General features: G+C 68.7%; 22 protein-coding genes. 18 read left to right on the top strand and 4 right to left on the bottom strand.

Going from position 1 to position 24,924, the window contains the following annotated elements; genetic code table 11:
• Positions 1-29 precede the first annotated feature (29 nt).
• Positions 30-1,040, bottom strand: a complete 1,011-nt coding sequence (locus tag ACIA12_RS09380) for a hypothetical protein (protein ID WP_396366435.1) — start codon at positions 1,038-1,040, stop codon at positions 30-32.
• A gap of 395 nt (positions 1,041-1,435) precedes the next feature.
• On the opposite strand from ACIA12_RS09380, the gene ACIA12_RS09375 reads away from it, so the two are divergent.
• Positions 1,436-2,302, top strand: a complete 867-nt coding sequence (locus ACIA12_RS09375; protein ID WP_396366434.1) for a GNAT family N-acetyltransferase — start codon at positions 1,436-1,438, stop codon at positions 2,300-2,302.
• Between the two features lie 40 nt (positions 2,303-2,342).
• Here the strand turns inward: ACIA12_RS09375 and ACIA12_RS09370 are convergent, their stop codons facing one another.
• The gene (locus ACIA12_RS09370) at positions 2,343-3,458 is read right to left on the bottom strand and encodes a dipeptidase (RefSeq protein WP_396366433.1); all 1,116 of its coding nucleotides are present in this window, start codon (positions 3,456-3,458) and stop codon (positions 2,343-2,345) included.
• 88 nt (positions 3,459-3,546) lie between these two features.
• On the opposite strand from ACIA12_RS09370, the gene hisI reads away from it, so the two are divergent.
• The 13 genes from hisI to ACIA12_RS09305 all read left to right on the top strand — a co-directional run bounded on the left by hisI (position 3,547) and on the right by ACIA12_RS09305 (position 13,714).
• Entirely contained in the window at positions 3,547-3,876 is a 330-nt protein-coding gene (hisI, locus tag ACIA12_RS09365) for a phosphoribosyl-AMP cyclohydrolase (protein WP_343977722.1), read from the top strand.
• Entirely contained in the window at positions 3,873-5,363 is a 1,491-nt protein-coding gene (locus tag ACIA12_RS09360; protein ID WP_396366432.1) for an anthranilate synthase component I, read from the top strand. The genes hisI and ACIA12_RS09360 overlap by 4 nt, the downstream gene beginning before the upstream one ends.
• Positions 5,363-5,893 (top strand): Trp biosynthesis-associated membrane protein, encoded by a 531-nt coding sequence (locus ACIA12_RS09355; protein ID WP_396366431.1) that lies wholly within the window; start codon positions 5,363-5,365, stop codon positions 5,891-5,893. The genes ACIA12_RS09360 and ACIA12_RS09355 overlap by 1 nt, the downstream gene beginning before the upstream one ends.
• A 55-nt stretch (positions 5,894-5,948) precedes the next feature.
• Positions 5,949-6,209 (top strand): HGxxPAAW family protein, encoded by a 261-nt coding sequence (locus ACIA12_RS09350; RefSeq protein WP_164596673.1) that lies wholly within the window; start codon positions 5,949-5,951, stop codon positions 6,207-6,209.
• 14 nt (positions 6,210-6,223) lie between these two features.
• Positions 6,224-7,030, top strand: a complete 807-nt coding sequence (gene trpC, locus ACIA12_RS09345) for an indole-3-glycerol phosphate synthase TrpC (protein WP_396366430.1) — start codon at positions 6,224-6,226, stop codon at positions 7,028-7,030.
• A gap of 51 nt (positions 7,031-7,081) precedes the next feature.
• Entirely contained in the window at positions 7,082-8,290 is a 1,209-nt protein-coding gene (gene trpB / locus ACIA12_RS09340) for a tryptophan synthase subunit beta (RefSeq protein ID WP_396366429.1), read from the top strand.
• Positions 8,287-9,114, top strand: coding sequence for a tryptophan synthase subunit alpha (gene trpA, locus ACIA12_RS09335; RefSeq protein WP_396366428.1), 828 nt, complete (start codon positions 8,287-8,289; stop codon positions 9,112-9,114). Before trpB ends, trpA begins: the two co-directional genes overlap by 4 nt.
• Positions 9,115-9,121: 7 nt before the next feature.
• The gene (locus ACIA12_RS09330; RefSeq protein ID WP_396366427.1) at positions 9,122-9,784 is read left to right on the top strand and encodes an SCO family protein; all 663 of its coding nucleotides are present in this window, start codon (positions 9,122-9,124) and stop codon (positions 9,782-9,784) included.
• The gene (locus ACIA12_RS09325; RefSeq protein ID WP_396366426.1) at positions 9,781-10,245 is read left to right on the top strand and encodes a MauE/DoxX family redox-associated membrane protein; all 465 of its coding nucleotides are present in this window, start codon (positions 9,781-9,783) and stop codon (positions 10,243-10,245) included. Before ACIA12_RS09330 ends, ACIA12_RS09325 begins: the two co-directional genes overlap by 4 nt.
• The gene (locus ACIA12_RS09320; RefSeq protein WP_396366425.1) at positions 10,242-10,958 is read left to right on the top strand and encodes a DsbA family protein; all 717 of its coding nucleotides are present in this window, start codon (positions 10,242-10,244) and stop codon (positions 10,956-10,958) included. Before ACIA12_RS09325 ends, ACIA12_RS09320 begins: the two co-directional genes overlap by 4 nt.
• Positions 10,959-11,030: 72 nt before the next feature.
• Positions 11,031-12,191 (top strand): prolipoprotein diacylglyceryl transferase, encoded by a 1,161-nt coding sequence (gene lgt, locus ACIA12_RS09315; RefSeq protein ID WP_396366424.1) that lies wholly within the window; start codon positions 11,031-11,033, stop codon positions 12,189-12,191.
• Positions 12,184-12,900, top strand: a complete 717-nt coding sequence (locus ACIA12_RS09310; RefSeq protein WP_396366423.1) for a VIT1/CCC1 transporter family protein — start codon at positions 12,184-12,186, stop codon at positions 12,898-12,900. The genes lgt and ACIA12_RS09310 overlap by 8 nt, the downstream gene beginning before the upstream one ends.
• Before the next feature lie 10 nt (positions 12,901-12,910).
• Entirely contained in the window at positions 12,911-13,714 is an 804-nt protein-coding gene (locus ACIA12_RS09305) for a hypothetical protein (protein WP_396366422.1), read from the top strand.
• On the opposite strand, the gene ACIA12_RS09300 is transcribed toward ACIA12_RS09305, so the two are convergent.
• Positions 13,678-14,535: a phosphotransferase family protein gene (locus tag ACIA12_RS09300; RefSeq protein WP_396366421.1), complete on the bottom strand. Its 858-nt coding sequence runs from the start codon at positions 14,533-14,535 to the stop codon at positions 13,678-13,680. The two genes, ACIA12_RS09305 and ACIA12_RS09300, sit on opposite strands and share 37 nt — an antisense overlap.
• Before the next feature lie 43 nt (positions 14,536-14,578).
• A complete protein-coding gene (locus ACIA12_RS09295) occupies positions 14,579-15,421 on the bottom strand; it encodes a phosphotransferase (protein ID WP_396366420.1) in 843 nt (280 codons plus the stop codon).
• Between the two features lie 207 nt (positions 15,422-15,628).
• Here ACIA12_RS09295 and gltB point away from each other — a divergent pair, with 207 nt between their 5' ends.
• From gltB to pyk, 4 genes are all read left to right on the top strand, one after another.
• Positions 15,629-20,152, top strand: coding sequence for a glutamate synthase large subunit (gene gltB / locus ACIA12_RS09290; protein ID WP_396366419.1), 4,524 nt, complete (start codon positions 15,629-15,631; stop codon positions 20,150-20,152).
• A complete protein-coding gene (locus tag ACIA12_RS09285; RefSeq protein ID WP_396366418.1) occupies positions 20,152-21,618 on the top strand; it encodes a glutamate synthase subunit beta in 1,467 nt (488 codons plus the stop codon). Before gltB ends, ACIA12_RS09285 begins: the two co-directional genes overlap by 1 nt.
• A 99-nt stretch (positions 21,619-21,717) precedes the next feature.
• Positions 21,718-23,268, top strand: a complete 1,551-nt coding sequence (locus tag ACIA12_RS09280) for a metallophosphoesterase (protein ID WP_396366417.1) — start codon at positions 21,718-21,720, stop codon at positions 23,266-23,268.
• A gap of 74 nt (positions 23,269-23,342) precedes the next feature.
• A complete protein-coding gene (gene pyk, locus ACIA12_RS09275) occupies positions 23,343-24,797 on the top strand; it encodes a pyruvate kinase (RefSeq protein WP_396366416.1) in 1,455 nt (484 codons plus the stop codon).
• The last annotated feature ends 127 nt before the right edge of the window (positions 24,798-24,924 follow it).

Genomic DNA, 24,924 nt, shown 5'->3' with positions numbered 1-24,924 from the left:
TGAGGGGGCGGATGGGGATAAAGGCGTGGTTAGGCGGCGGTGGAGGGTGGGAGGACAAGTGCGGAGCGCCAGGTGGGAGATGGACCGGTACGCCGTCCACCGCGGATGAATGCCTGGCGTAGCCGGTGGAGGAGCCGGCTGCTGTCGCCGACGACGTCCTCCCATCCGAACCGGACCACTTCGACGTCCAGGTCGCTCAACCGCTGATCCCTCTCGTAGCTGTCTCGCAATCGGCGTCGTCGCTCAACCGCGGTGTCTGCCTCGTACTTCGCCAACCCATCTGCCTCGGCGACTGTGCGGTGCTCCGGCCACCAGAAGTCGACTCGCTCCAGCATCCACTTCCAGCCGTCCCAGAACTGGGCCTGGAGATTCGGCGCAGGCAGCCCGCCGCGAATGAACGCGAGCCGCGCGATCGACTCCAGCGCCGACTCGGAGCCGGGGTCGGCAAGCGCCACGGCGTCCCGTGCTCTGCGGATCCCCGGCCACCGGTACTGGCGGTCGAGTACTGCTTGAATCGCCTCGATCGGCGTACCGGTTCGAAGCGCGTGGTCGATCGACACGACGGCCTCGCGCGCCGGAAGCTCGCGAGCCAGGTCCACGACCGTCCGAGCGTTCGAGGTCGTCAGGAACCCGTTCTGACGAGTCAGGTGGCCGAGCGGAAGCCCTGCACGACGTAGTACGACGTCATCGCGACGCTGGTTCCGTTTCGCGGACGGGTGGCGGGTGAGCCAGACTGCAGCGGTCGGCGGCCGGTGTGGCCTTGCTCTGTCGGTCCACGTCCGCAGGTCGGCCAGCGCGGCGGCGCTGAAGTGACTGATGACCGACTCGGGATACGCCGCTTGGGCTCCGGCGATTCTGGCCAGGACGGGATCGATGCCGGCGTCCAGATAGTGCTTGCGCTCGTGGTGCAGGTGGTCGTTGCGAACCAGCCGCCGCAGATCGTTGTCGGACAATCCGAGCTCGCGCAACGCGCGCCGACTCGTCGGCATGCCCCACACGCATTCGAGTCGCTTCCGTACCTCATCACCAAGCCGATCCATCCCCTAACCCTGACCCTCCAGCACCTCCGTCCGCACCTCGTCACCCCAGCCCCTGTGGATAACCCCCACTACTCCGCACCGAACCCCACCCCTCGACTTCCACCGCACCAGCCCACCGATGACTTTGAGCACCGGGCAGTCGTCCGATCGCCCAAGTGGCGACTGCTCGGTGCTCAAAGTGCGTGGGAGCGATGTGGTGAGGAGGACGAGGGCGCGGGCGAGGCTGGGGGGTGAGGGTTGGCGGTGGGGCTTGCCGTGGCGGTGGGGCGGGGCAATGGGGTGTGGTGGGGCGGGCCCGGGCGTGGGGGGCGAGGAGGATTTGTTGATGGGGTTGATGGGGTGGGGGTGGGAAAGTCGGATGCGTTTTGTCCGTGGGGTGGTGTGGGATGGGTGGTATGACGATTTGGTTGGGGACGCCTGGGGTGGCGGGGCTTGCGGATGTGGCGGGGAAGTTGGGGGAGTGGCAGAGCGATGAGGGGCCGGTGCAGTTGCATCCGGGGGATCTTGGGTGGTTCTGGCGGTTCGGGGGTGAGCGGACCGCGGCGGCTGTGCGGGTGTGGGAGCGGGATGGGGAGCCGGTCGCGATCGGGATGCTGGATGAGCCGGATCTGCTGCGGCTGGCGTTTGCGCCGGGGGTGCTTCGCGATGAGGAGTTGGCGCGGCGGATTGTCGATGACTGTTCGGATCCGGAGCGTGGGGTGCTGATCGAGGGCAAGGTGTACTTCGAGGCGCCGACGGCGGGCGTGATCCAGGAGCTCCTCACGAAGGACGGCTGGACGTTGGACGAGCCGTGGCAGCCGTTGCGGCGCGATCTGGCCGCGCCGGTCGAGGACGGCGGTCTCAGCATCGAGACGGTCGGGCCGGAGAGCGCGGCCGAGCGGACGGCGATTCAGCGGGCGTCGTTCGATGGGTCGACCTTCACCGATGAGCGCTGGCACGCGATGGCAGCCGGTACTCCGTACGCGACCGCCCGTTGCCTGCTCGGTCGCGACGCGCAGGGCACGGCCGTCGCGGGGGTCACCGTCTGGTCGGCTGGCCAGGGCAAGCCCGGGTTGCTCGAGCCGATGGGGGTGCACCGCGATCATCGCGGTCGCGGCTACGGCCAGGCTATCACGCTCGCTGCCGCCGCGGCCCTCCGCGAGATGGGGGCGTCAAGCGCGCTGGTCTCGACACCCTGCTTCAACGTCGGCGCAGTCGCCACCTACGAGTCCGCCGGCTTCACTCCACTCACCCAAACCCGCGACCAGGTCCGCGACTTCTAGCTCAGCCAGAGCCGCGACCGAGTCCGCGACTTCTAGGACATTAGGCGGTGGTGGCCTCGTCGGCGGCTCGGAGTACGCGGAGGATGTTGCTGCCGGCAAGTTTTGTCAGGTCCTGGTCGCTCCAGCCGCGGTCGGCCAGGGCGTAGAAGAGGGACGGGTACGACGCCACGTCCATCAGGCCGTCGGGGAACTCGGGGCAGCCGTCGTAGTCGCCGCCGAGGCCGATGTGGTCGACGCCGGCCACTTCGCGGACGTGCTCGACGTGCGCCACGACGTCCGCCAAAGTGATCCGCGGCTTCGGTACGTCGTACGCCTCCTTCAGCTTCTTCTGCTGGGCCGGCACCAACGGATCGAGGTCGAGCGAGCCGGCCACCTCGCGAGCGCCGGCGACCCAGTCGACGTACGCCTGCGAGACGAAGTACGGGACGAACGTCACCATGCAGACGCCGTCGTTGCCGGCCAGCGTCTGCAGGACGTCGTCGGGGACGTTCCGCGGTACGTCGCAGACCGCCCGCGCCGACGAGTGGCTGAAGATCACCGGCGCGCTCGTCACCCGCAGCGCGTGCCGCATCGTGTCGGTGGAGACGTGCGAGAGGTCGACCAGCATGCCGATCCGGTTCATCTCCCGGACGACGTCCTCACCGAACTCGTTCAACCCACCGAGCACCGGCTCGTCGGTCGCCGAGTCGGCCCAGGAGACGTTGTTGTTGTGGGTCAGCGTCATGTACCGCACGCCGAGCGAGCGCATCACCCGCAGGACGCCGAGCGACTCACCGATCGAGTGGCCGCCCTCCATCCCCATCAGGGAGGCGATCCGGCGCTCTTTGAAACAAGCGTCGACGTCATCGGCGGTGACCGCGAGCTGCAGCGCCTCCGGGAAGCGCGCCACGAGCCGGTGCACGAAGTCGATCTGCTCAAACGTACGGCGCACCGCGTCCGCGTCCTGCGGCACCCACAGCGACCAGAACTGGGCAGCGACCTGCCCGAGCCGCAGCCGGGGGAGGTCGGTGTTCAGCTTCGGCACCGAGATGCTCAGGTCGTACTTGTCGAGGTCGTATCCGGCCAGCTCGTAGAAGGCGATCGGGAGATCGTTGTGGCCGTCGACCAGCGGATGGTCCTGCAACAGTCCCTGTACCCGGGCAACACTGGAGGTCATTGCGACATCCTGTCAGGATTGCCCGCGGCTCGCACGGGCTCAGCAGGGTGCGGTCAAGGTGTCTGGCGGAGTGCGAGACAATGAGCGGGTGGACACCGAGGAACTCACCTTCGACGCGGCGGGCCTGATCCCCGCGGTGGTGCAGCAGTACGACACCCGCGAGGTGCTGATGGTCGGCTGGATGAACGCCGAGGCCGTACGCCGGACCGCCGCGACCGGCCGGAGCACGTTCTGGTCGAGGAGCCGGCAGGAGTACTGGGTCAAAGGCGAGACGAGTGGCCACCGGCAGCATGTGAAGCAGATCCTCGTGGACTGCGATGCCGACACCCTGCTCGTCCTGGTCGACCAGGAAGGCCCGGCCTGCCACACCGGCACCCGGAGCTGCTTCGAGCACGGTGAGATCGAGGTCAAGGCATGAACTCTCCCGAGCTGGAGACCTTCCGCGAGTACGCCAAGGACCGCCGGGTCATCCCGGTGACGCGCAGGCTGCTGGCCGACGCGGAGACGCCGATCGGGGTCTACGGCAAGCTGGCCGCCGAGCGCGAGGGCACCTTCCTGCTGGAGTCGGCGGAGAACGGCGGCGTCTGGTCGCGGTACTCGTTCATCGGCGTCCGCAGCGCGGCGACCCTGACCGAGCGCAACGGCGAGGCGATCTGGACCGGCAACCCGCCGGTCGGCCTGCCGCAGACCGGTGACCCGCTCAAGGCGCTGCGCGAGACGCTGGAGATCCTGCACACGCCACGGCTGCCCGACCTGCCCCCGCTCACCGGCGGCATGGTCGGCTTCCTCGGGTACGACGCCGTCCGCCGGCTCGAGAAGTTGCCGGACACAACGACCGACGACCTCGGCCTGCCCGAGCTGACCTTCCTCTTCGCCACCGACCTGGCCGCCCTCGACCACGAGACCGGCGAGATCTGGCTGATCGCGAACGCGGTCAACTGGGACGACTCCGACGAGCGCGTCGACGAGTCGTACGCCGATGCCGTCCGCCGGCTCGACGCGATGGAGCACGACCTGGCCCAGCCGACCCCGTCGTACGTCGTCAGGGCGGATCGCAAGGCGTTGCCCGAGCCGCACCGGCAGCGGTCCAGCGCGGAGTACCGGGAGGCCGTGGAGACCGCCAAGGAGGAGATCCGGGCGGGTGAGGCGTTCCAGATCGTCGTCTCGCAGCGGTTCGAGCTGCAGACCTCCGCGAGCGCCCTGGACATCTACCGGGTGCTCAGAAGGTCCAACCCGAGCCCGTACATGTACCTCGTCCGCCTGGATGGCTTCGACATCGTCGGCTCCAGCCCCGAGGCCCTGGTGAAGGTCACCGACAACAAGGTGATCCTGCACCCGATCGCCGGCACCCGCCCCCGCGGCGCGACGCCGGAGGAGGACCGGGCGCTGGAGGAGGAGCTGCGCGCGGACGCCAAGGAGCGCGCGGAGCACTTGATGCTGGTCGACCTGGGCCGCAACGACGTCGGCCGGGTCTGCGCGCCGGGCACGGTCGAGGTCGTCGATTTCATGGACGTACGCCGGTACAGCCACGTGATGCACCTCGAGTCGACCGTCACCGGCCGGCTGCAGGCGGGCAAGACCGCCTTCGACGCGCTCACGGCGGCCTTCCCGGCCGGAACGTTGTCGGGGGCACCCAAACCGCGCGCGATGGAGATCATCGACAAGCTCGAGGTCACCCGGCGCGGCGTCTACGGCGGCGTGGTCGGGTACCTCGACTTCGCCGGTGACGCGGACACGGCCATCGCCATCCGTACCGCGGTCCTCCGCGGCACGACGGCGTACGTCCAGGCCGGCGCGGGCATCGTCGCCGACTCGGACCCGGCCTCGGAGGACGCGGAGTGCCGTACCAAGGCCGCCGCGGTCCTCAACGCGATAGCAGTCGCCGGCACCTTCTCCGAGGTCTGATGCGCCCGCAAAGACTGGTCGACCTGCTGGCCCTGGTGGCGCTCGTGCTGCTGGCGCTCTCGGCGTACCTGACCTGGTCGATCGCCGACCCGGGCAGCGGCAGAGCCGTAGTGAACTTCAACGGGTACGCCGTGACCCGCGCGCCGGTGACGCTGGCACTGGCCTCGGCAGTGGCCGTGATCGTGACCAAGCTGGCCGGTACTGCGCTACGCCGGGTGCTGGCCGGACTGATCGTGTTCATGGGCGCTGGAGTGATCGGTGTGGCCCTGCAGGTCCGCCCGGACGCGGCGGAGCTCGGCAGGCTGCGACCGGAGCTCAGCCAGGCGGTCACGGACTCGGTGACCCTGAGCACCGGCCCGGCGCCGTGGCTCGCCCTGGCAGGCGGCCTGGCGCTGCTCGCGGCGGGCATCGTTGCTGTGCTGACGGCACACCGATGGCGCCGTCCCACGCTCCGGTACGAGCGTGATCCGGCGGTCACGCCCGCCGATCAGTGGAAGGCGATCGACGCAGGTGAGGACCCGACGGTCTGACTGTCGGAGGCAACCGCCACAATAGGACGGGACGACGACGAGGAGTGGCCCAACGATGGACAATACGACCACGGATCAAGCGGTGACGTACGAGAGCGACGAAGCTCACGCGGGCGGCCTGCACGGCAGCACCCCGGCGGCCTGGACCGCCGTCGTGATCGTGCTGGTGGGTTTCACCCTCGGAGCCATCGCGATGGTGATGGGCCCGAACTGGCTGTTGTTCTGGATCTCGGTCGGGATCGCCGTCGCCGGCGGCCTGGTCGGCAAGGTGATGCAGCTGCTCGGCTTCGGTGCCAAGTCCAGCGACCACTCCTGACGGACGGAACCGATATGACTGTGCTTGACGACATCCTCGCCGGGGTCCGGGAGGACCTCGCGGAGCGCCAGGCGCTGGTCAGCCTGGACGACCTCAAGCTGGAAGCCCAGCGCAAGCCGGACGCCAAGGACCCGATGCCGGTGTTCCGCGGCGACGGGATCGCGATCATCGCCGAGGTGAAGCGGTCCAGCCCGTCCAAGGGCGCGCTGGCCGACATCGCCGATCCGGCGGCGCTCGCGTTCGAGTACGCCGAGGGCGGCGCGGCCGCGATCAGCGTGCTGACCGAGAAGCGCCGGTTCGGCGGCAGCCTCGAGGACCTGCGCGCGGTCCGCGGCCGGGTCGACGTGCCGGTGCTGCGCAAGGACTTCGTGGTCTCCTCGTACCAGCTCTGGGAGGCCCGGGCAGCCGGTGCCGACATGATCTTGCTGATCGTCGCGGCGCTCGAGCAGGAGGCGCTGGTCTCGCTGATCGAGCGGGCCACCTCGATCGGGCTGACCCCGCTGGTCGAGGTGCACGACGAGGAAGAGACCCTGCGTGCGGTGGACGCGGGGGCCCAGGTGATCGGCGTCAACAACCGCAACCTCAAGACGCTGGAGGTGGACCGCTCGACCTTCGCGCGGGTCGCGCCGGTGATCCCGACCAACCTGATCCGGGTGGCGGAGTCCGGGGTGCGTGGTCCGCATGATGTAATCGAGTTCGCGCGCGCCGGGGCCGATGTCGTCCTCGTCGGTGAAACCCTGGTGACCGGCCGCGATCCGCGGGCCTCGGTCGCCGATCTCGTCGCTGCGGGATCGCACCCCGCCATCCAGCAGCGTCACTAGACGTCGGGTTTCCCCTGCCCACGCAGGGGAAACTCTCTCTGGAGGCTGGAAATGACTGCTGTGTTGCCTGATCAGCTCGGGCACTTCGGCCGCTTCGGTGGCAGGTTCATGCCGGAGGCGCTGATCGCGCCGCTCGACGAGCTGACGGTCGCCTGGCAGGAAGCGATGGCTGATCCGGAGTTCACCGGCGAGTTCGGCCGGATGCTGCGCGAGTACGCCGGCGTGCCGAGCCTGCTGTACGACGCGACCCGGCTGTCCGAGGTCGCCGGCGCCCGGATCCTGCTCAAGCGCGAGGACCTCAACCACACCGGCGCCCACAAGATCCGCAACGTGCTCGGCCAGGCGCTGCTCACCAAGCGGATGGGCAAGACCCGCGTCATCGCCGAGACCGGCGCCGGCCAGCACGGTGTCGCCACGGCGACCGCCTGCGCCTACCTGGACCTCGAGTGCGTCGTCTACATGGGCGAGGTCGACACCGAGCGCCAGGCGCTGAACGTCGCCCGGATGAAGCTGCTCGGCGCCGAGGTGATCCCGGTCAAGACCGGCAGCCGCACGCTCAAGGACGCGATCAACGAGGCCCTGCGCGACTGGGTCTCCAGCGTCGACAACACCCACTACCTGCTCGGTACGGCGGCCGGCGGCCACCCGTTCCCCGCGATGGTCCGTGACTTCGTCCGGGGCATCGGCGACGAGGCGCGGGCGCAGTCGCTCGAGCTGCTCGGCCGGCTGCCCGACGCGGCGGTCGCCTGCGTCGGCGGCGGCTCGAACGCGATCGGCCTGTTCGCGGCCTTCGTCCCCGACACCGACGTGAAGCTGTACGGCATCGAGGCCGGTGGCGACGGGTACGAGACCGGTCGGCACGCCGCGACGATCACCGCTGGGCAGGTCGGCGTATTGCATGGCGCCCGGTCCTACCTGTTGCAGGACGAGGACGGCCAGACGATCGAGTCGCACTCGATCTCGGCCGGGCTCGACTACCCGGGCGTCGGTCCCGAGCACTCGTGGCTGGCGGAGACCGGCCGAGCGTCGTACCGGCCGGTCTCGGATGCGGACGCGATGGAGTCGTTCCGGCTGCTCGCCCGCACCGAGGGCATCATCCCCGCGATCGAGTCGGCGCACGCGATCGCGGGCACGCTCGAGATCGTCAAGGAGCTCGGCCCCGACGCGACCTACCTGGTCTGCCTGTCGGGACGCGGTGACAAGGACATGGACACGGCCGGCACGTACTTCGGCCTGATCGACGGGAACGGCAACGCATGAGCTCCGAAATGGTTGCCCTGGGCAACGCCGGAACCGCGATCCGGAAGGCCAACGACGAGGGCCGGGCAGCGCTGGTCGGCTACCTGCCGGCCGGGTACCCGAGCATCGACGGCGGCGTCGACGCGATCAAGGCGCTCGTCGACGGCGGCGCCGACGTACTCGAGATCGGCCTGCCGTACACCGATCCGGTGATGGACGGCGTCACGATCCAGCGGGCCGCCGAGGCCGCGCTGGCCGGTGGGCTCAGGATCCGCGATGTCCTCGCCACGGTCGAGAAGCTCGCCGCGTACTCCGATGTCCCGGTGCTCGTGATGACGTACTGGAACCCGATCGAGCGGTACGGCGTGGACCGGTTCGCCGTCGACCTCAAGGCGGCCGGGGGAGCGGGGCTGATCACGCCCGACCTGGTCCCCGACGAGGGCGCCGAGTGGATCGCGGCGGCCGACAAGAACGAGTTGGACAAGGTGTTCCTGGTCTCCCCGTCCTCGACGGACGCGCGGATCGCGATGACGACCGGCAACTGCCGGGGGTTCGTGTACGCGACCGCCGTGATGGGCGTCACCGGGGCCCGCGACCAGACCTCCGACCTGGCGGCGCCGTTGGTCGCCCGGACGAAGGCGGCGACCGGGTTGCCGGTCGGCGTCGGTCTCGGCGTCTCGAACGGGGACCAGGCCGCCGCCATCGCGGCGTACGCGGACGCGGTGATCGTCGGCTCGGCCTTCGTGAAGGCGCTCGACGCGGGCGGCGCGGCGGGCGTACGGACTCTCACGGAAGATCTCGCCGAGGGAGTCCGGCGGGAACCACGCAAGCCCGTTGATCGTTGAACCGCCTGTGAGTCGAACCAGGAACGCGGCTGTTTTCTTCGTCGCGGTGGCTCTGCTTGCCCTCGTGGGCTGCAGCGGCGGACAGAAGCAGACGGCCAACAACCCCGGTGGGGCGATCATCCGTACCCCGGCAGGTGATCCGAGCGGGTTGCGGGGGGCAACGCTGGACCGGCCGTACGCGCTGCCCGCCAAGGTGCTGACCGACACGTCGGGCAACGACTTCAACCTGGTCACCTCGACGAAGAAGCCGGTCACGCTGGTCTTCTTCGGGTACACGAACTGTCCGGACGTGTGCCCGACGGTGATGGCCGACGTGGCCTCGGCGCTGACCAAGCTCGACGAGTCGGTCCGCGACCAGGTGCAGTTGCTGTTCATCACCACCGACCCGGCGCGGGACACGGGGCCGGTGATCCGGAAGTACCTGGACCGGTTCGATCCGTCGTTCGTGGGGCTGACCGGGTCGCTGGGGTCGATCAAGGACATCGCCAAGGCGGTCGGCGTACCGGTCGAGGGGATGCAGAAGCTGCCCTCAGGTGGGTACGAGGTCGGCCACGGCGCGCAGGTGCTCGGCTTCGGCAAGAACGACAAGGCCGGGGTGCTGTGGCTGTCGAACGCGGCGATCGGTGATCTGGCGCACGACTTCGGCAAGCTGGTGGAGGACAACCAGTGAAGTCGTGGGTGTCGCTGGCCGCCCGGCTGCTGCTGGGTGGGGTGATGCTGGTCGCCGGCGCGCTGAAGGTGACGGACCCGGAGGCGGCGACGCAGGCGGTCCGGGCGTACGAGTTGCTGCCGCAGGGCTTCGACGGGGTCGTCGGGCTGCTGCTGCCGTTCCTGGAGATCGGGATCGGGCTGCTGCTGATCGTCGGCTACGGTGTTCGCGCGGCAGCGGTGGCGGCCGGGGTGTTCATGGTCATGTTCATCGCCGCGGTGTCGTCGGCCTGGGCGCGTGGGCTGGCGATCGACTGCGGCTGCTTCGGCGGTGGCGGTCAGGTCGCGCCCGGCGATACGAAGTACCTGCAGGAGATCCTGCGGGATGTGGGTCTGCTGGTGGTCGCGGGGTGGTTGTTCCTGAACCCGTTCAGCAGGTTCGCGCTCGAATCCGAACCCTCGACAGGAGTCGTCGCGTCGTGACCAACAGCAAGAAGAAGAGGCCCGCCAGTCCGCTGGTGGTGGAGCCGCCGAAGCGCCGCCTGCCGGTCGGGCTGATCGTCGTCGTGGGCGTGGTGGTGCTGGCGATCGTCGCGGCCGTCGGGGTCGACTACTGGCGCAAGCACTCCTCGGTCGACGTGACCTCCGACGGGCGGACCGAGCCGGCCGTGCTCACCGGGCCGGGGACCGACGGCCAAGGCGTCAAGGTCGGCAAGGACAGCGCGACGACGAACGTCGACCTGTTCCTGGACTTCCGCTGCCCGCACTGCGCGGAGTTCGAGAAGGACACCGGGCCGGTACTGGACCAGCTGGTCGAGGACGGCACGATCACGCTCACGTACTACCCGCTGAAGTTCGTCAATCCCGGCGCGTCGCCCCGGCTGGCCAACGCGTTCGCCGCGGCCGCCGCGAGTGGCAAGGCGCTGAGCTACGCCGACGAGATCTACGCCGACTTCACCAAGGCGTGGACCGAGGATCAGCTGATCGAGCTGGGCAAGAAGCTCGGCATCGACGACGCCAAGTTCGAGGCCGCGATCAAGGACAACAGCTACGCGGGCTGGCTGGAGTCGATCAAGAAGACCTCCGACGACCGCAAGGTGGAAGGCACCCCCACCGTGTTCGTGAACGACAAGCAGTTGCAGGGTGACCAACTCACCGTCGACGGCCTCAAGGCCGCCATCAGCGGTATCAGCTGACGCTCCGTCCCCCAATCGTGACCACGGGGTTGGTGGTCGCGCTCGGGGCGGGTCGAGTAGGGTCCGACTGCCATGTCTAGTCTCGTGCCCGCCGTGATCATCCCGGCGTTCATCCCCAGTCCCAGCCAGGGCGTCTGGCACCTCGGCCCGCTGCCGCTGCGTGCGTACGCCATCTGCATCCTGATCGGCATCTTCGCCGGCTACTGGCTGGGCCGCCGGCGCTGGATCGCCCGCGGTGGCTCGCCGGAGGTGCTCGCCGACATCATCATGTGGGCGGTGCCGTTCGGTCTGGTCGGCGCCCGGATCTACCACGTGATCACCGATGCCGAGCTGTACTTCGGTGCGGGCAAGCACCCGATCGACGCGCTGAAGATCTGGCACGGCGGGCTGGGCATCTGGGGCGCGGTCGGTTTCGGCTGCCTCGGCGCCTGGATCGCCTGCCGCCGCCACAAGGTGCCGTTCCTCGCGGTCGCCGACGTGATGGCGCCGGGGATCGCGCTGGCCCAGGTGGTCGGCCGCTTCGGCAACTACTTCAACCAGGAACTCTTCGGCCGCCCGACCAACCACTGGTGGGGCCTCGAGATCGATTTCAACCACCGCCCCGACGGCTTCAAGGACTTCGGCACCTTCCACCCGACCTTCCTGTACGAAGCCATCTGGAACCTGGGCGTCATCGCCCTGGTCATCCTGATCGACCGCCGCTTCAAACTGGGCCACGGCCGGGCCTTCGCCCTGTACGTCGCCGGCTACACCGCCGGCCGCGCCTGGATCGAGAACCTCCGCATCGACACGGTCAACGAATTCGCCGGCCTCCGCCTCAACGTGTGGACCGCGATGCTCCTGTTCGTCCTGGCAGTCGCCTACTTCATCCTCGCCACCCGCCTCAAACCCGGCCAAGAAGACATCTCGGCCCTCGCCACACCGGCCGCTCCTGCTCCGTCGGACACCGACGCAACCACCACCCCGACGGATACCCCCGCGCCCGCCGCGTCGTCGGACAGCCCAGCGGGCACCGCGGCGCCGGACGCCGACTCGCCGGAAAACCCAAGCTCCACCTCCGAGACGGCTTCTGAGGAACTCTCCAACGCCGCCGCCGACGAACCCGCACCAGACTCGTCCCCGGCGGTTGAGGCAAACGCGCCCACGGCGTCGAAGGTGGTTGAGGAGACCGGCCCGCACAGCCCGGTCGAGGGTGACCTGAAGGTCGACTCCACCGACGGGACCCGTGACTGAGATCTCCGCCGAACACTCCGGCGACCACACCCACCGAGACGTCACCGGTGGGTGGCTTCGCCCGGCCGTGTTCGGCGCCATGGACGGGTTGGTCTCCAACTTCGCCCTCATCGCCGGCATGGACGGTGGTACCGACAGCGGCTCCAAGTTCATCGTCCTCGCCGGCCTGGCCGGCCTCGCGGCCGGCGCCTTCTCGATGGCCGCGGGGGAGTACACGTCGGTCGCCTCCCAGCGCGAACTCGCCAGCGCCGAGATCGACGTCGAACGCCGCGAGATCCAGCGCCACCCCGTCGACGAGGAACGCGAACTCTCCGAGACGTACCAGCAAAAGGGCCTCGATGCCGACCTCGCCGACAAGGTCGCCAAGCAGTTCCACGCCAACCCCGACCAGGCCCTCGAGGAACACGTCCGCGAAGAACTGGGCATCGACCCCAACGACCTCCCCTCACCGGTCGTCGCCGCGGCCTCGAGCTTCGTCTGCTTCGCCGTCGGCGCCCTCGTCCCACTCCTCCCGTACCTCCTGGGCGCCAACTCGGTAGTACCAGCGCTGATCCTGTCCCTCACCGCGCTCTTCATCTGCGGCGCGGTCGTCAGCCGCGTGACGTCGCGCTCCTGGTGGTACTCCGGACTCCGCCAACTCCTCCTCGGCGGCGCCGCGGCGGCCCTCACGTACGGCGTCGGCACGCTGGTCGGTCCAGGCATCGGCTAGTGTCGCGTGGATGTTTCCTGCGGCGATCGATGAGCGGCCAGAGGTCTTCGTCCACCAGTTCGGTGAGGTGTTCGCGCGGTTCGACACCCAGGATTCGGGCAACGTCTCGTACGGCGTACAGGTCGCAGGCCAGCGGTACTTCGTCAAGACCGCCGGCGACCCGGCCGATCCGGAGCCGCTCGCCAAGTTCGACCGGCGTGCGGCGGTACTGCGCAACGCCGCCCGGCTGGCCGAGGCGGTCGCTCATCCGTTGTTGCCGGAGTACCACGGCCTGATCGAGTCGCCGGCCGGTCCGTTGCTGGTCTACGAATGGCGCGACGGCGAGCACCTCGGCACCCGGCAGGACAACCCGACGAGCGCGTTCCAGCGCCTCCGAGCGCTCCCTGTCGAGCAGATCACCGCAGCACTCGACCAGCTCTTCGACCTGCACGATCTGCTCACCACGCAGGGCTGGGTCGAGGGCGACTTCTACGACGGCTCGCTGCTCTACGACTTCGGTACCCGCCAGCTCACCGCGATGGACCTCGACGACTACCAACTCGGTGCCTACCGCAACGACATGGGACGGATGTTCGGCTCGTCCAGATTCATGGCGCCCGAGGAGTTCTCACTCGGCGCCCCGATCGACGAACGCACCACCGCCTTCGTGATGGCCCGCACCGCGCTGATCTTCCTCGCCGACGGCACCCTCGATCGCCCGGCCTTCAAAGGCTCCGACGCCCTGTACGCCGTACTGCAGGAAGCCGTCACCACCAGGTACCCGAGCTACTCGGCCTTCTACAAAGCCTGGCGGGCAGCCTCCGCCACCACCTGATCCAACCGGCACAGCCGCTCGACGTGATCACCCGGCTCGTCCTGAGTGAGCGACCAAGCCGCCCGCGCGACCACCGTGATCGCGGCAGTCAGCACCGCTCCACGCCGTACCGCCTCACGCGGCCAAGTCGACCGGCTCCCGCTCTGATACGCACCCAGCAGCACATCGATCGTCGCCTCGGTGGAAACCACCAGATATCCGAGATCGAACCCCACCGGCCCGACCCCGAACTGCTCCCAGTCGACCGCGACCACGTGGTCGCCCTCGCGCCCGATCAGATTCACCGGATGCGCGTCCCCATGCACCACCTGCTGTGGCAGCCGATCGAGCTCGTCCATCAGCTCGTACCGCCGCTCCCACAACCTCCCGCAATCCCGCCGAACCCCAGCCGGCAACCGCTCCTCACCGACCAGCGACGCCCACCCGGCACCCTTCTCGTCCTTCGCCAGCCGATCCCACAAGATCCTCCGGGCGAACCACTCCGCCGGCTCGAACTCATTCAGCCCGAACCGCCCCACCGCCGCAGCCAACTCCACCGGCTCGAACTCCACCGGCGACACCGCCGCACTGCAAACGGTCACCCCACCCGGATCGCTCTCAACCTTCACACACCGAGGCCCCCGCACCCCGACGGTCCGCTCAACCACCCCACTACTCGCCACCTCAGCCTGCCGCCGCCAGTACGCGTAGTGATCCACCCGCTCAACCCCTGGCAACAACCGCTTGACCACCAACCCATCCGGCGTCAGCCAAACCCCACCGTTGGACACCCCCGTCCCCACGGTAAGCGCAACCCAGTCGGCCTCCGGCTCCCACTCCATCCGACAAGATCTACCACCAGTACAGCCAATTCACCCCACCTGTTCATCCAACCGCCTCGGTGATCAGAGGTGTGAGGGCGACCAGGCGATCGACGTGGTCGCCCGGCGAAGGCTGGTCGAGGGACCAGGCGGCTCGGGAGGCGGCGGTCAGGGCGGCAGTGAGTACTGCGCCGCGGCGTGCCGCGGAATCAGCGTCCGCCGCGAGGAGGAGATCGTCGAAGAGTTCTTCGTCCAGCGGCAGGGCGACGGCGATCGCCAGGTAGCCGAGGTCGAAACCCGCGGGGGCGAAGCCGAACTGCTCCCAGTCGAAGGCGATCACGTGGTGCCCGCGGCGGCCGCGCAGGTTGAGGGGGTGCACGTCGCCATGAGCCGGCGTCCGCGGCAAGGCGTCGAGCTCGTCGAGCGCAGCGGACCGGCGTACCCACAAAGCCCCCAGAGCCTGCCGTAGCGGCTCTTCCAGTTCTTCCAGCTCCGGCAGCGAAGTCCAGCCGCCTCGCGCCTCGACGGTCTGCAGGCGGTTGCGCAGGACGTCGCGCGCACCCCACGGCGGCTCTTCGAGCGGCGCTTTCGCGAAACGCGCGAGTGCCAGCGCGAGGTTGGTCGCGTCGATCGGTGCGCTCTCGACGTACTCCGACAGCAGGGTGATCCCGTCAGCGTCCCGCATCACCCGCTGGTACTTCGGGGAGCACAACCCGGGCGTCCGCGCCACGATGCCCGATTCGGCGACCAGCGCCTGCCGCTCCCAGTAAGCGTGGTGCCGCGGATCCGGCACCCCCGGCACCAGCCGTTTCACGACCCAGCCCTCGGCGGTGAGCCATACTCCGCCGTTGGACTGCCCGGTACCGGACGTGAGCGGCTGCCAGTCGGGTTTCGGCGCGAAGTTCATCACCCAGATTTGACCCCATGATGTCACCATGGGTAGACGACGCAGTGAGCGCTTGCTTACACGCCGTGATTGTGGACGGTGAAAGGCGCTCCGACGGTGGAATGGCAGTCCATCTGATGGGCGTCATGAGGTAGTCTCGGGACTCCCGGCTTGGGCCAATGTTGTCCCGCGGCCAGCAGTTGACCGTAGGACGACGGGAGCCCCTAGATGTTTGGTCGCCCCCCATTCCCCAGCGAGGGTCTGTACGACGGACGCCACGAGCACGACGCGTGTGGTGTCGCCTTTGTCGCAACCCTGACTGGTGAACCGAGCCACGACATCGTGGCCAAGGCTTTGACCGCCCTGCGCAACCTCGAGCACCGAGGTGCTTCGGGTGCCGAGCCGGACTCCGGCGACGGCGCCGGCATCCTGATCCAGATCCCGGACGCGTACTACCGCAAGGTGTGCGACTTCGAGCTGCCGGTCGCCCGCAGCTACGCGACCGGTATCGCCTTCCTCCCGCAGGACCCCGACGACGCCGAGAAGGCGATCGCCCGGATCGAGGAGCTGGCCGCCGAGGAGAACCTGACCGTTCTGGGCTGGCGCGAGATGCCGACCACCCCGGACCTGCTGGGCGCCACCGCGCGTTCGGTGATGCCGGTGTTCCGCCAGCTGTTCGTGGCGGCCAAGGCCGGTCGCGTGCTCGGCCTGGCGCTGGAGCGGATGGCCTTCCGGCTGCGCAAGCGGGCCGAGAAGGAGACCGAGACCTACTTCCCGTCGCTGTCGGGCCGCACCATCACCTACAAGGGGATGCTGACCACCGACCAGCTGGACAAGTTCTTTCCTGAGCTGACCGACCCCGACCTCGCCTCGGCGATCGGCGTCGTGCACTCGCGCTTCTCCACCAACACGTTCCCGTCCTGGCCGCTGGCCCACCCGTACCGGTACATCGCCCACAACGGCGAGATCAACACCGTGCAGGGCAACCGGAACTGGATGCGCGCCCGCGAGGCGCTGCTGGCCAGCGACCTGATCCCGGGCGACCTGGAGCAGCTCTACCCGATCTGTACTCCGGGAGCCTCCGACTCCGCCTCCTTCGACGAGGTGCTGGAGCTTCTCCACCTCGGCGGCCGGTCGCTGCCGCACGCGATGCTGATGATGATCCCGGAGGCGTGGGAGAACGCCACGACGATGGATCCCAAGCGGCGCGCGTTCTACGAGTTCCACTCGACTCTGATGGAGCCGTGGGACGGACCGGCCTCGGTCGTCTTCTCCGACGGTACGAAGGTCGGCGCCGTCCTCGACCGCAACGGCCTGCGCCCCTCGCGGTACTGGGTCACCGACGACGGCCTCGTCGTGCTGGCCTCCGAGGCCGGCGTGCTCGACATCGACCCGGCGACCGTGGTCCAGAAGGGCCGGCTCGAGCCGGGCAAGATCTTCCTGGTCGACGTCGAGGGCCACCGGATCATCACCGACAACGAGGTGAAGTCGGCGCTGGCCGCCGAGAACCCGTACGACGAATGGCTGCACGCCGGCCTGATCCGGTTCGAGGACCTGCACGAGCGCGAGCACGTCGTCCACAGCCACGCCTCCGTCACCAGGCGCCAGCAGGTCTTCGGGTACACCGAGGAAGAGCTGCGCATCCTGCTCACCCCGATGGCCAAGTCCGGTGCCGAGCCGATCGGCTCGATGGGTACCGACACCCCGATCGCCGTCCTGAGCGACCGGCCGCGGCTGCTGTTCGACTACTTCGCCCAGCTGTTCGCGCAGGTCACCAACCCGCCGCTGGACGCGATCCGCGAGGAGCTCGTCACCTCGCTGTCGTCGTCCCTGGGGCCGGAGGCGAACCTGCTCAACCCGGGCCCGGCGTCCTGCCGTCAGGTCGTGCTGCCGTTCCCAGTGCTCACCAACGACGAGCTGGCCAAGATCCGCCACATCAACCTGGACGGTGACCTGCCCGGTCTCGCGACGACCGTGCTGCGCGGTCACTACGTGGTCGAGGGCGGCGGCGCGTCGCTCAAGGCCCGGCTCGACGAGATCTGCGCCGAAGCCGACGCGGCGATCGCCGAGGGCGCCCGCATCCTGGTCCTGTCCGACCGGCACTCGAACGCCGAGAACGCGCCGATCCCGTCGCTGCTGCTGACCGCCGCGGTTCATCACCACCTGGTGAGGGAGAAGACCCGTACACAGGTCGGGCTGGTCGTCGAGGCCGGCGACGTCCGCGAGGTCCACCACGTCGCCCTGCTGATGGGGTACGGCGCGGCCGGCGTCAACCCGTACCTGGCGCTGGAGTCCGTCGAGGACCTCTGCCGCCGTGGCACGTACCTGCCCGGCATCGAGCCCGAGCAGGCCGTCCGCAACCTGGTGAAGTCGCTGGGCAAGGGCGTGCTCAAGGTGATGTCCAAGATGGGCGTCTCCACCGTCGCGTCGTACACGGGCGCGCAGATCTTCGAGGCCAACGGCCTGTCCCCGGACCTGGTCGAGGAGTACTTCACCGGTACTTCCTCCAAGCTCGGCGGCATCGGTCTCGACGTCATCGCCGAGGAGGTCAGGCGCCGGCACCTGCGGGCGTACCCGGCCGACGGCATCCTCAGCGCGCACCGCAAGCTCGACGTCGGTGGCGAGTACCAGTGGCGGCGTGAGGGCGAGCCGCACCTGTTCGACCCCGAGACCGTGTTCCGGTTGCAGCACTCGACCCGCACGGGCCGGTACGACATCTTCAAGCAGTACACGGCCCGCGTCGACGAGCAGTCGGAGCGGCTGATGACGCTGCGCGGGCTGTTCGGCTTCAACTCCGGCCGTGAGCCGATCAGCGTCGATGAGGTCGAGCCGGTCTCGGCGATCGTGCGCAGGTTCTCGACCGGTGCGATGAGCTACGGCTCGATCAGCGCCGAGGCACACACCGCCCTCGCGATCGCGATGAACCAGCTCGGTGGCAAGTCGAACACCGGCGAGGGCGGCGAGGACTCCGACCGGCTGCACGACCCGGAGCGGCGGAGCTCGATCAAGCAGGTCGCGTCGGGCCGCTTCGGCGTTACGTCGGAGTACCTGACGAACTCCGACGACATCCAGATCAAGATGGCGCAGGGCGCGAAGCCCGGTGAAGGTGGCCAGCTGCCGGGGCACAAGGTGTACCCGTGGGTCGCCAGCACCCGGCACTCCACGCCGGGCGTCGGCCTGATCTCGCCGCCGCCGCACCACGACATCTACTCGATCGAGGACCTGGCACAGCTGATCCACGACCTGAAGAACGCGAACCCGCTGGCCCGGGTCCACGTGAAGCTGGTCTCCGAGGTCGGCGTCGGCACGATCGCGGCGGGGGTGAGCAAGGCGCACGCGGACGTCGTACTGATCTCTGGGCACGACGGTGGTACCGGTGCGGCTCCGCTGACCTCGCTGAAGCATGCGGGTGGGCCCTGGGAGCTCGGTCTGGCCGAGACTCAGCAGACCCTGCTGCTCAACGGGTTGCGCGACCGGATCGTCGTACAGACCGATGGCCAGCTCAAGACCGGCCGGGACGTGGTCGTCGCGGCACTGCTCGGCGCGGAGGAGTACGGGTTCGCCACGGCTCCGCTCGTCGTATCGGGCTGCATCATGATGCGGGTCTGCCACCTGGACACCTGTCCGGTCGGCGTCGCGACCCAGAACCCGGTACTGCGTGAGCGCTTCGCGGGCAAGCCGGAGTTCGTCGTCAACTTCTTCGAGTTCATCGCGGAGGAGGTCCGGGAGTACCTGGCCGAGCTCGGCTTCCGCACCCTCGACGAGGCGATCGGGCATGCCGAGGTACTGGACATCAAGCGCGCGGTGGACCACTGGAAGGCCGACGGGCTCGACCTGTCGCCGATCCTGCACGTGCCGTCGCTGCCGGAGGGTGCTGCACGGCATCAGACCGTCACCCAGGACCACGGGCTCGACAAGGCGCTCGACAACGAGCTGATCCGGATCTGCGCGCCGGCCATCGACAACGGCGAGCCGGTCCGGGCGCAGCTGCCGATCCGGAACGTCAACCGGACCGTCGGCACCATGCTCGGCAACGCGATCACCAAGAAGTACCGGGCCGCCGGACTGCCCGACGGCACGATCGACCTGACCTTCACCGGGTCGGCCGGCAACTCGTTCGCCGCCTTCGTACCGCGCGGTGTCACGCTCCGGCTGGAGGGCGACGCCAACGACTACGTCGGCAAGGGGCTGTCCGGTGGACGGGTGGTGATCCGCCCGGACCGCGAGGCGCGGTTCGACGCGGCCGACCAGATCATCGCCGGCAACGTGATCGCCTACGGCGCGACCTCGGGCGAGCTGTTCATCAATGGTGGCGCAGGGCAACGGTTCTGTGTCCGGAACTCCGGTGCCACCGCCGTCGTCGAAGCAGTCGGCGACCACGCCTGCGAGTACATGACGGGTGGTCGCGTCGTCGTCATCGGCGCGACCGGCCGGAACTTCGCGGCGGGCATGTCGGGCGGCGTGGCCCACGTGCTCGACCTGGATCCCGCGCTGGTGAACCCGGAGCTGGTCGACCTGCTCCCGGTCACCGATGCGGAGTCCGAGCTGTTGCACGACCTGGTCCGCAGGCACCACGAGGAGACCGGTTCGGAGCGGGCGGAGAAGCTGCTCGCCGACTGGGCCGCCGCGGCTGCCCGTTTCACCACGGTGATGCCTCGTGACTACGCCCGCGTACTGGCAGCCAAGGCGGCTGCCGAACGCGACGGGCTGGACGAGGACGCCACCACGCGAGCGATGATGGAGGCCATCTGATGGCTGACCCGAAGGGATTCCTGACCACCCCGCGCGAGGTCGCGGAGCGCCGCCCGGTCGAGGAACGCAAGCAGGACTGGAAAGAGGTCTACCCCGGTGGACCCGGCAAGGCGTTGCTGCCGATCATCACCAAGCAGGCGGGCCGCTGCATGGACTGCGGCATCCCGTTCTGCCACTCCGGCTGCCCGCTGGGCAACCTGATCCCGGAGTGGAACGACCTGGTTTGGCGCGACGACTGGACCGGCGCCATCGAGCGGCTGCACGCGACCAACAACTTCCCGGAGTTCACCGGGCGGCTGTGCCCGGCTCCCTGTGAGCCGGCCTGCGTGCTGGGGATCAACCAGGAGCCGGTCACGATCAAGAACGTCGAGGTCGCGATCATCGACAAGGCCTGGGAGTCCGGCGACGTCCGGCCTCAGCCGCCGGAATGGCTGACCGGTAAGACGATCGCGGTCGTCGGGTCCGGGCCGGCCGGTCTCGCGGTCGCTCAGCAGCTGACCCGGGCGGGTCATACAGTTGCCGTCTACGAACGCGCCTCGGCGCCGGGTGGACTGCTGCGGTTCGGCATCCCCGAGTTCAAGATGGAGAAGGTGCAGGTCGAGCGCCGGATCCAGCAGATGAAGGAAGAGGGCACGGTCTTCCGCTCCGGCGTCAACGTCGGCGTGGATGTCACTGGGACGCAGCTGAAGCAGCGGTACGACGCTGTCGTGATCGCCACCGGCGCGACGGCGGCTCGCGATCTGCCGGTACCGGGGCGCGAGTTCGGCGGCATCCACCAGGCGATGGAGTACCTGCCGCAGGCCAACAAGGTCGCGCTGGGGGAGACGGTCGAGGATCAGATCGTTGCCACTGGCAAGGATGTCGTGATCATCGGTGGTGGCGACACGGGCGCCGACTGCCTCGGTACCGCACACCGCCAGGGTGCCCGCAGTGTCACCCAGTTGGAGATCATGCCGCGGCCGTCGGACGAGCGGCCGGATGGGCAGCCCTGGCCGACGTACCCGATGATCTACCGGGTCGCTTCGGCCCACGAGGAGGGTGGCGAGCGCGTCTACGCGGTCTCCACCAACAACTTCGTGGCGGATGCTGACGGCAACGTCTCCGGCCTGGACCTGGTCGAGGTCGAACTCGTCGAGGGCCGCTTCACTCCGGTACCGGGCAGTGAGCGCACCATCCCCGCCCAACTGGTCCTCCTCGCCATGGGCTTCCTGGGCCCCGAGCGCGAAGGCTTCCTCGAGCAACTCGGGGTAGACCTGGACGAGCGCGGCAACGTCAAGCGGGACAAGTCCTACCAGACCTCGGTCGAAGGCGTCTTCGCCTGCGGCGACGCCGGCCGAGGCCAGTCGCTGATCGTCTGGGCCATCGCCGAGGGCCGCTCCTGCGCCGCCGGCGTAGACACCCACCTGACCGGCTCATCCACCCTCCCAACCCCCATCCCGCCCACCGCCCGCCCACTGGTGGTCTGATTCGAGGCGGTCTCGTACTGCGGCTGAGGGCTTCCGCAGTACGAGACCGACCGCGCGCCAACATGCATCTGTTTGATCCGGCGCAATAGGTTGGAGCCTGTGTTTCGACGGCTGGTGACGAAGGCCCGGCTCCGCAAAGCGGCGCCGTGGGCCGCGCTGGTGCTGCTCTGGCTGGTGGTGTCGGTCGCGATCGGTCTGCTCGGCTTCGCCAACGATTCCGAACGCGTCACCATCGGCGCCCACGCGGCCACCGTGTCGCCGACCTTTGACAACCACGCCACCCTCGACCTCGGGGCCGTACTGCCCCGCCTTCGCCTGCAGACCGATCTCCCGGCGGACCTCGGCCTCAACATCGACATCCAGGAGACCGACGCCGACAACCTCACCGAGCTGCTCAACCGCGACGCCCTGATCGCCTCGCAGCCCGACGGTGAGATCGCCCGGATCCGCCAGGTGGTCCGCGAGATGGCCGTCGACAACGCGGTCGCCGGCGCCGGCTCAGGTCTGCTGGTGGCCGTCGTCGTCGCCACCGCTTGGGCCATGGTCGGCCCCCGCCGCCGACGCGAGCTCTGGACAGCTCTGCACAACTCCGAACGCCGAGTGCAGCACCGCGCGATCGTCGTACTGGTCGCCATGCTGACCACGATCGCGTCGATCTTCGGCCCGGCCGCGATGCGTACCCCCGAGGCCGCCCCGACCGCCTGGCAACCGCTCTCGAAGCTGCTCCCCGAGCTGTCCTTCGACGAGCGCCTCAAGAACGTCGAGGTCGCGTCGGGCTTCTCCACCACCGGCGGCGTCGGCGTGATCCGGACGGCGGTCGAGACGTACGAGCGTTCGACCGAGTTCTACGGCCAGCTCCGCGACCGCGTCAGCCGGGTCGGCGGCCGGATTCACCAGGCGGCCGAGGGGGAGACCGTCGCGCTGCTCGTCTCGGACCGGCACGACAACATCGGGATGGACCCGTTCGCCGCCGAGGTCGCCAAGGTGGCCGGCGCGAAGGTACTGATCGATGCCGGTGACGACTCGTCCTCGGGGCAGGCGTGGGAGGTGTTCAGCATCAACTCGCTCGCCCAGCACTTCAAGGATCTCAAGGTGGTCGCGGTCGCCGGCAACCACGACGCCGGCGGGCACATCGAGGACGCGATGCGGAAGAACAAGTTCACCGTCCTCGACAGCAAGCCGGTCGAGGTCGAGGGCATCCGGTTCCTCGGCGACAGCGACCCCACCAAGACCGGTCTGGGCAGCGCGGACACCCCGGGCGACGAGACGACGGGGGAGCAGTCCAAGCGGCTCGCCGACGTGGCCTGCGACCAGCCCGAGGACGAGCGGATCTCGACCTTCGTCGTCCACGATCCGTCCTCGTTCCAGGACACCGCGAATCGCGGCTGCGCGTCGCTGCTGCTGTCCGGTCATCTGCATCGCCAGGTGGGGCCGGAGACGAAGATCATCGGCGGCAAGGCGGTCACCACCTTCACCAACGGGACCACCGGCGGAGCGGCGTACGCGTTCGCCCTCGGGTACACGCTGCGGCGGCCGGGCGAGGTCACATTGGTCACCTATGTGAAGGGTCAGCCGGCAGGTCTGCAGACCGTGACGGCCGAGCTGACGGGTGAGATCACGGTGGGCACATACAAGCCGCTGGCCAACTGACACACGGTGTTAACCCACCAGTAACGGGAGCGGACCAGCAGCACAGTGGTCTTGTAGGAGTAGGGTTTTGTGACGTGCGTCGCGCAAAGATCGTTTGTACGCTCGGCCCGGCTACGGCCGCCCCGGAGCGCATCCTGGAACTCGTCCAAGCTGGTATGGACGTCGCTCGGCTGAACCTGAGCCACGGCGCCCATGCTGAGCACGAGCGCATCTACCACCGGATTCGCGCTGCAGCGGAGGAGACCGGCAAAAACGTCGGCATCCTCGTCGACCTGCAGGGCCCGAAGATCCGGCTGGCGGAGTTCGCCGAAGGCAAGGTCACCTTGACCTACGGCGAGCGCTTCACCATCACCACCCGGGAGGTCCCCGGTGACGTGACCATCTGCGGTACGACGTACGACGGGCTGCCCGGCGACGTCAGCCCGGGTGATCAGCTGCTCATCGACGACGGCCGCATCGCTCTGGTCGCCGAGGAGGTGACCGAGACCGACGTGATCTGCCGGGTGGTCGTGGGCGGACCGGTGTCGAACAACAAGGGCATCAACCTGCCAGGTGTCACGGTGAGCGTGCCGGCGATGTCGGAGAAGGACGCGGAGGACCTGCGCTGGGCCCTGCACCTGCCGGCCGACATGATCGCGCTGTCGTTCGTCCAGCGGGCGGCCGACATCCAGATCGTGCACAAGATCATGGAAGAAGAGGGTCACCGGGTCCCGGTGATCGCCAAGATCGAGAAGCCGCAGGCAGTCGCCAACCTGGACGAGATCATCGAGGCCTTCGACGGCTTCATGGTCGCCCGCGGCGACCTCGGCGTGGAGCTCCCGCTGGAGGAGGTCCCGCTGGTCCAGAAGCTGATCATCGACCAGGCCCGGCTGAACGCGAAGCCGGTGATCGTCGCCACCCAGATGCTGGAGTCGATGATCTCGGCCCCGCGGCCGACCCGGGCCGAGGCCTCCGACGTCGCCAACGCGGTGCTCGACGGCGCCGACGCGGTGATGTTGTCCGGCGAGACCAGCGTCGGCCGGTTCCCGATCGAGACGGTCAAGACGATGGCCCGCATCGTCGCGTCGACCGAGCAGCACGGCCTCGGCCGGGTCGCGGAGATCGACTGGGAGCCCCGCACCAAGGGCGGCGTGATCGCCAAGGCGGCCGCCGACGTGGCGGAGCGGATGGAGGCGAAGTACCTCGTCGCCTTCACCCAGAGCGGCGACACGGCGCTGCGCCTGGCCCGGTACCGCACCGAGATCCCGGTCCTGGCGTTCACCCCGGTACCGTCGGTCAGCGCCTGGCTGAGCGTCGTCTGGGGCATCGAGACCCACATCGTCCCCACCGTCCAGCACACCGACGACATGGTCCGCCAGGTAGACCAACGCCTCCTCGAACTGGGCAAACTCCAAAAGGGCGACCTGGTGGTAATCGTCGCCGGCTCCCCACCCTCCATCCCCGGCTCCACCAACGCCCTCCGAGTCCACCGAATGGGCGACGCCATCTCCGGCGCAGCCCCCGCCTACCGCGACCTGCCCGAGAACTAACCCCAAGAGCAGACCCACGCCCGCAAGAACAAAGAACAAAGAACAAAGAACAAAGAACAAAGAACAAAGAACAAAGAACAAAGAACAAAGAACAAAGAACAAAGAACAAAGAACAAAGAACAAAGAA

It is taken from the genome of Kribbella sp. NPDC051620, from assembly GCF_044453825.1.
Classification (GTDB): Bacteria; Actinomycetota; Actinomycetes; order Propionibacteriales; family Kribbellaceae; genus Kribbella.
The sequence above is the reverse complement of the archived record's forward strand: the minus strand, read 5'-3'. Positions and strand labels throughout refer to the sequence as shown.

What these genes read in the sequence shown, in the direction of transcription:
- ACIA12_RS09370 (WP_396366433.1), bottom strand. Translation starts at nt 3,458, where the DNA reads ATGACCTCCAGTGTTGCCCGGGTACAGGGACTGTTGCAGGACCATCCG.
- ACIA12_RS09380 (WP_396366435.1), bottom strand. Translation starts at nt 1,040, where the DNA reads ATGGATCGGCTTGGTGATGAGGTACGGAAGCGACTCGAATGCGTGTGG.
- trpB (WP_396366429.1), top strand. Translation starts at nt 7,082, where the DNA reads ATGACTGCTGTGTTGCCTGATCAGCTCGGGCACTTCGGCCGCTTCGGT.
- ACIA12_RS09375 (WP_396366434.1), top strand. Translation starts at nt 1,436, where the DNA reads ATGACGATTTGGTTGGGGACGCCTGGGGTGGCGGGGCTTGCGGATGTG.
- ACIA12_RS09300 (WP_396366421.1), bottom strand. Translation starts at nt 14,535, where the DNA reads ATGGAGTGGGAGCCGGAGGCCGACTGGGTTGCGCTTACCGTGGGGACG.
- ACIA12_RS09295 (WP_396366420.1), bottom strand. Translation starts at nt 15,421, where the DNA reads ATGAACTTCGCGCCGAAACCCGACTGGCAGCCGCTCACGTCCGGTACC.
- gltB (WP_396366419.1), top strand. Translation starts at nt 15,629, where the DNA reads ATGTTTGGTCGCCCCCCATTCCCCAGCGAGGGTCTGTACGACGGACGC.
- trpA (WP_396366428.1), top strand. Translation starts at nt 8,287, where the DNA reads ATGAGCTCCGAAATGGTTGCCCTGGGCAACGCCGGAACCGCGATCCGG.
- ACIA12_RS09350 (WP_164596673.1), top strand. Translation starts at nt 5,949, where the DNA reads ATGGACAATACGACCACGGATCAAGCGGTGACGTACGAGAGCGACGAA.
- trpC (WP_396366430.1), top strand. Translation starts at nt 6,224, where the DNA reads ATGACTGTGCTTGACGACATCCTCGCCGGGGTCCGGGAGGACCTCGCG.
- ACIA12_RS09360 (WP_396366432.1), top strand. Translation starts at nt 3,873, where the DNA reads ATGAACTCTCCCGAGCTGGAGACCTTCCGCGAGTACGCCAAGGACCGC.
- ACIA12_RS09285 (WP_396366418.1), top strand. Translation starts at nt 20,152, where the DNA reads ATGGCTGACCCGAAGGGATTCCTGACCACCCCGCGCGAGGTCGCGGAG.
- ACIA12_RS09355 (WP_396366431.1), top strand. Translation starts at nt 5,363, where the DNA reads ATGCGCCCGCAAAGACTGGTCGACCTGCTGGCCCTGGTGGCGCTCGTG.
- ACIA12_RS09305 (WP_396366422.1), top strand. Translation starts at nt 12,911, where the DNA reads ATGTTTCCTGCGGCGATCGATGAGCGGCCAGAGGTCTTCGTCCACCAG.
- lgt (WP_396366424.1), top strand. Translation starts at nt 11,031, where the DNA reads ATGTCTAGTCTCGTGCCCGCCGTGATCATCCCGGCGTTCATCCCCAGT.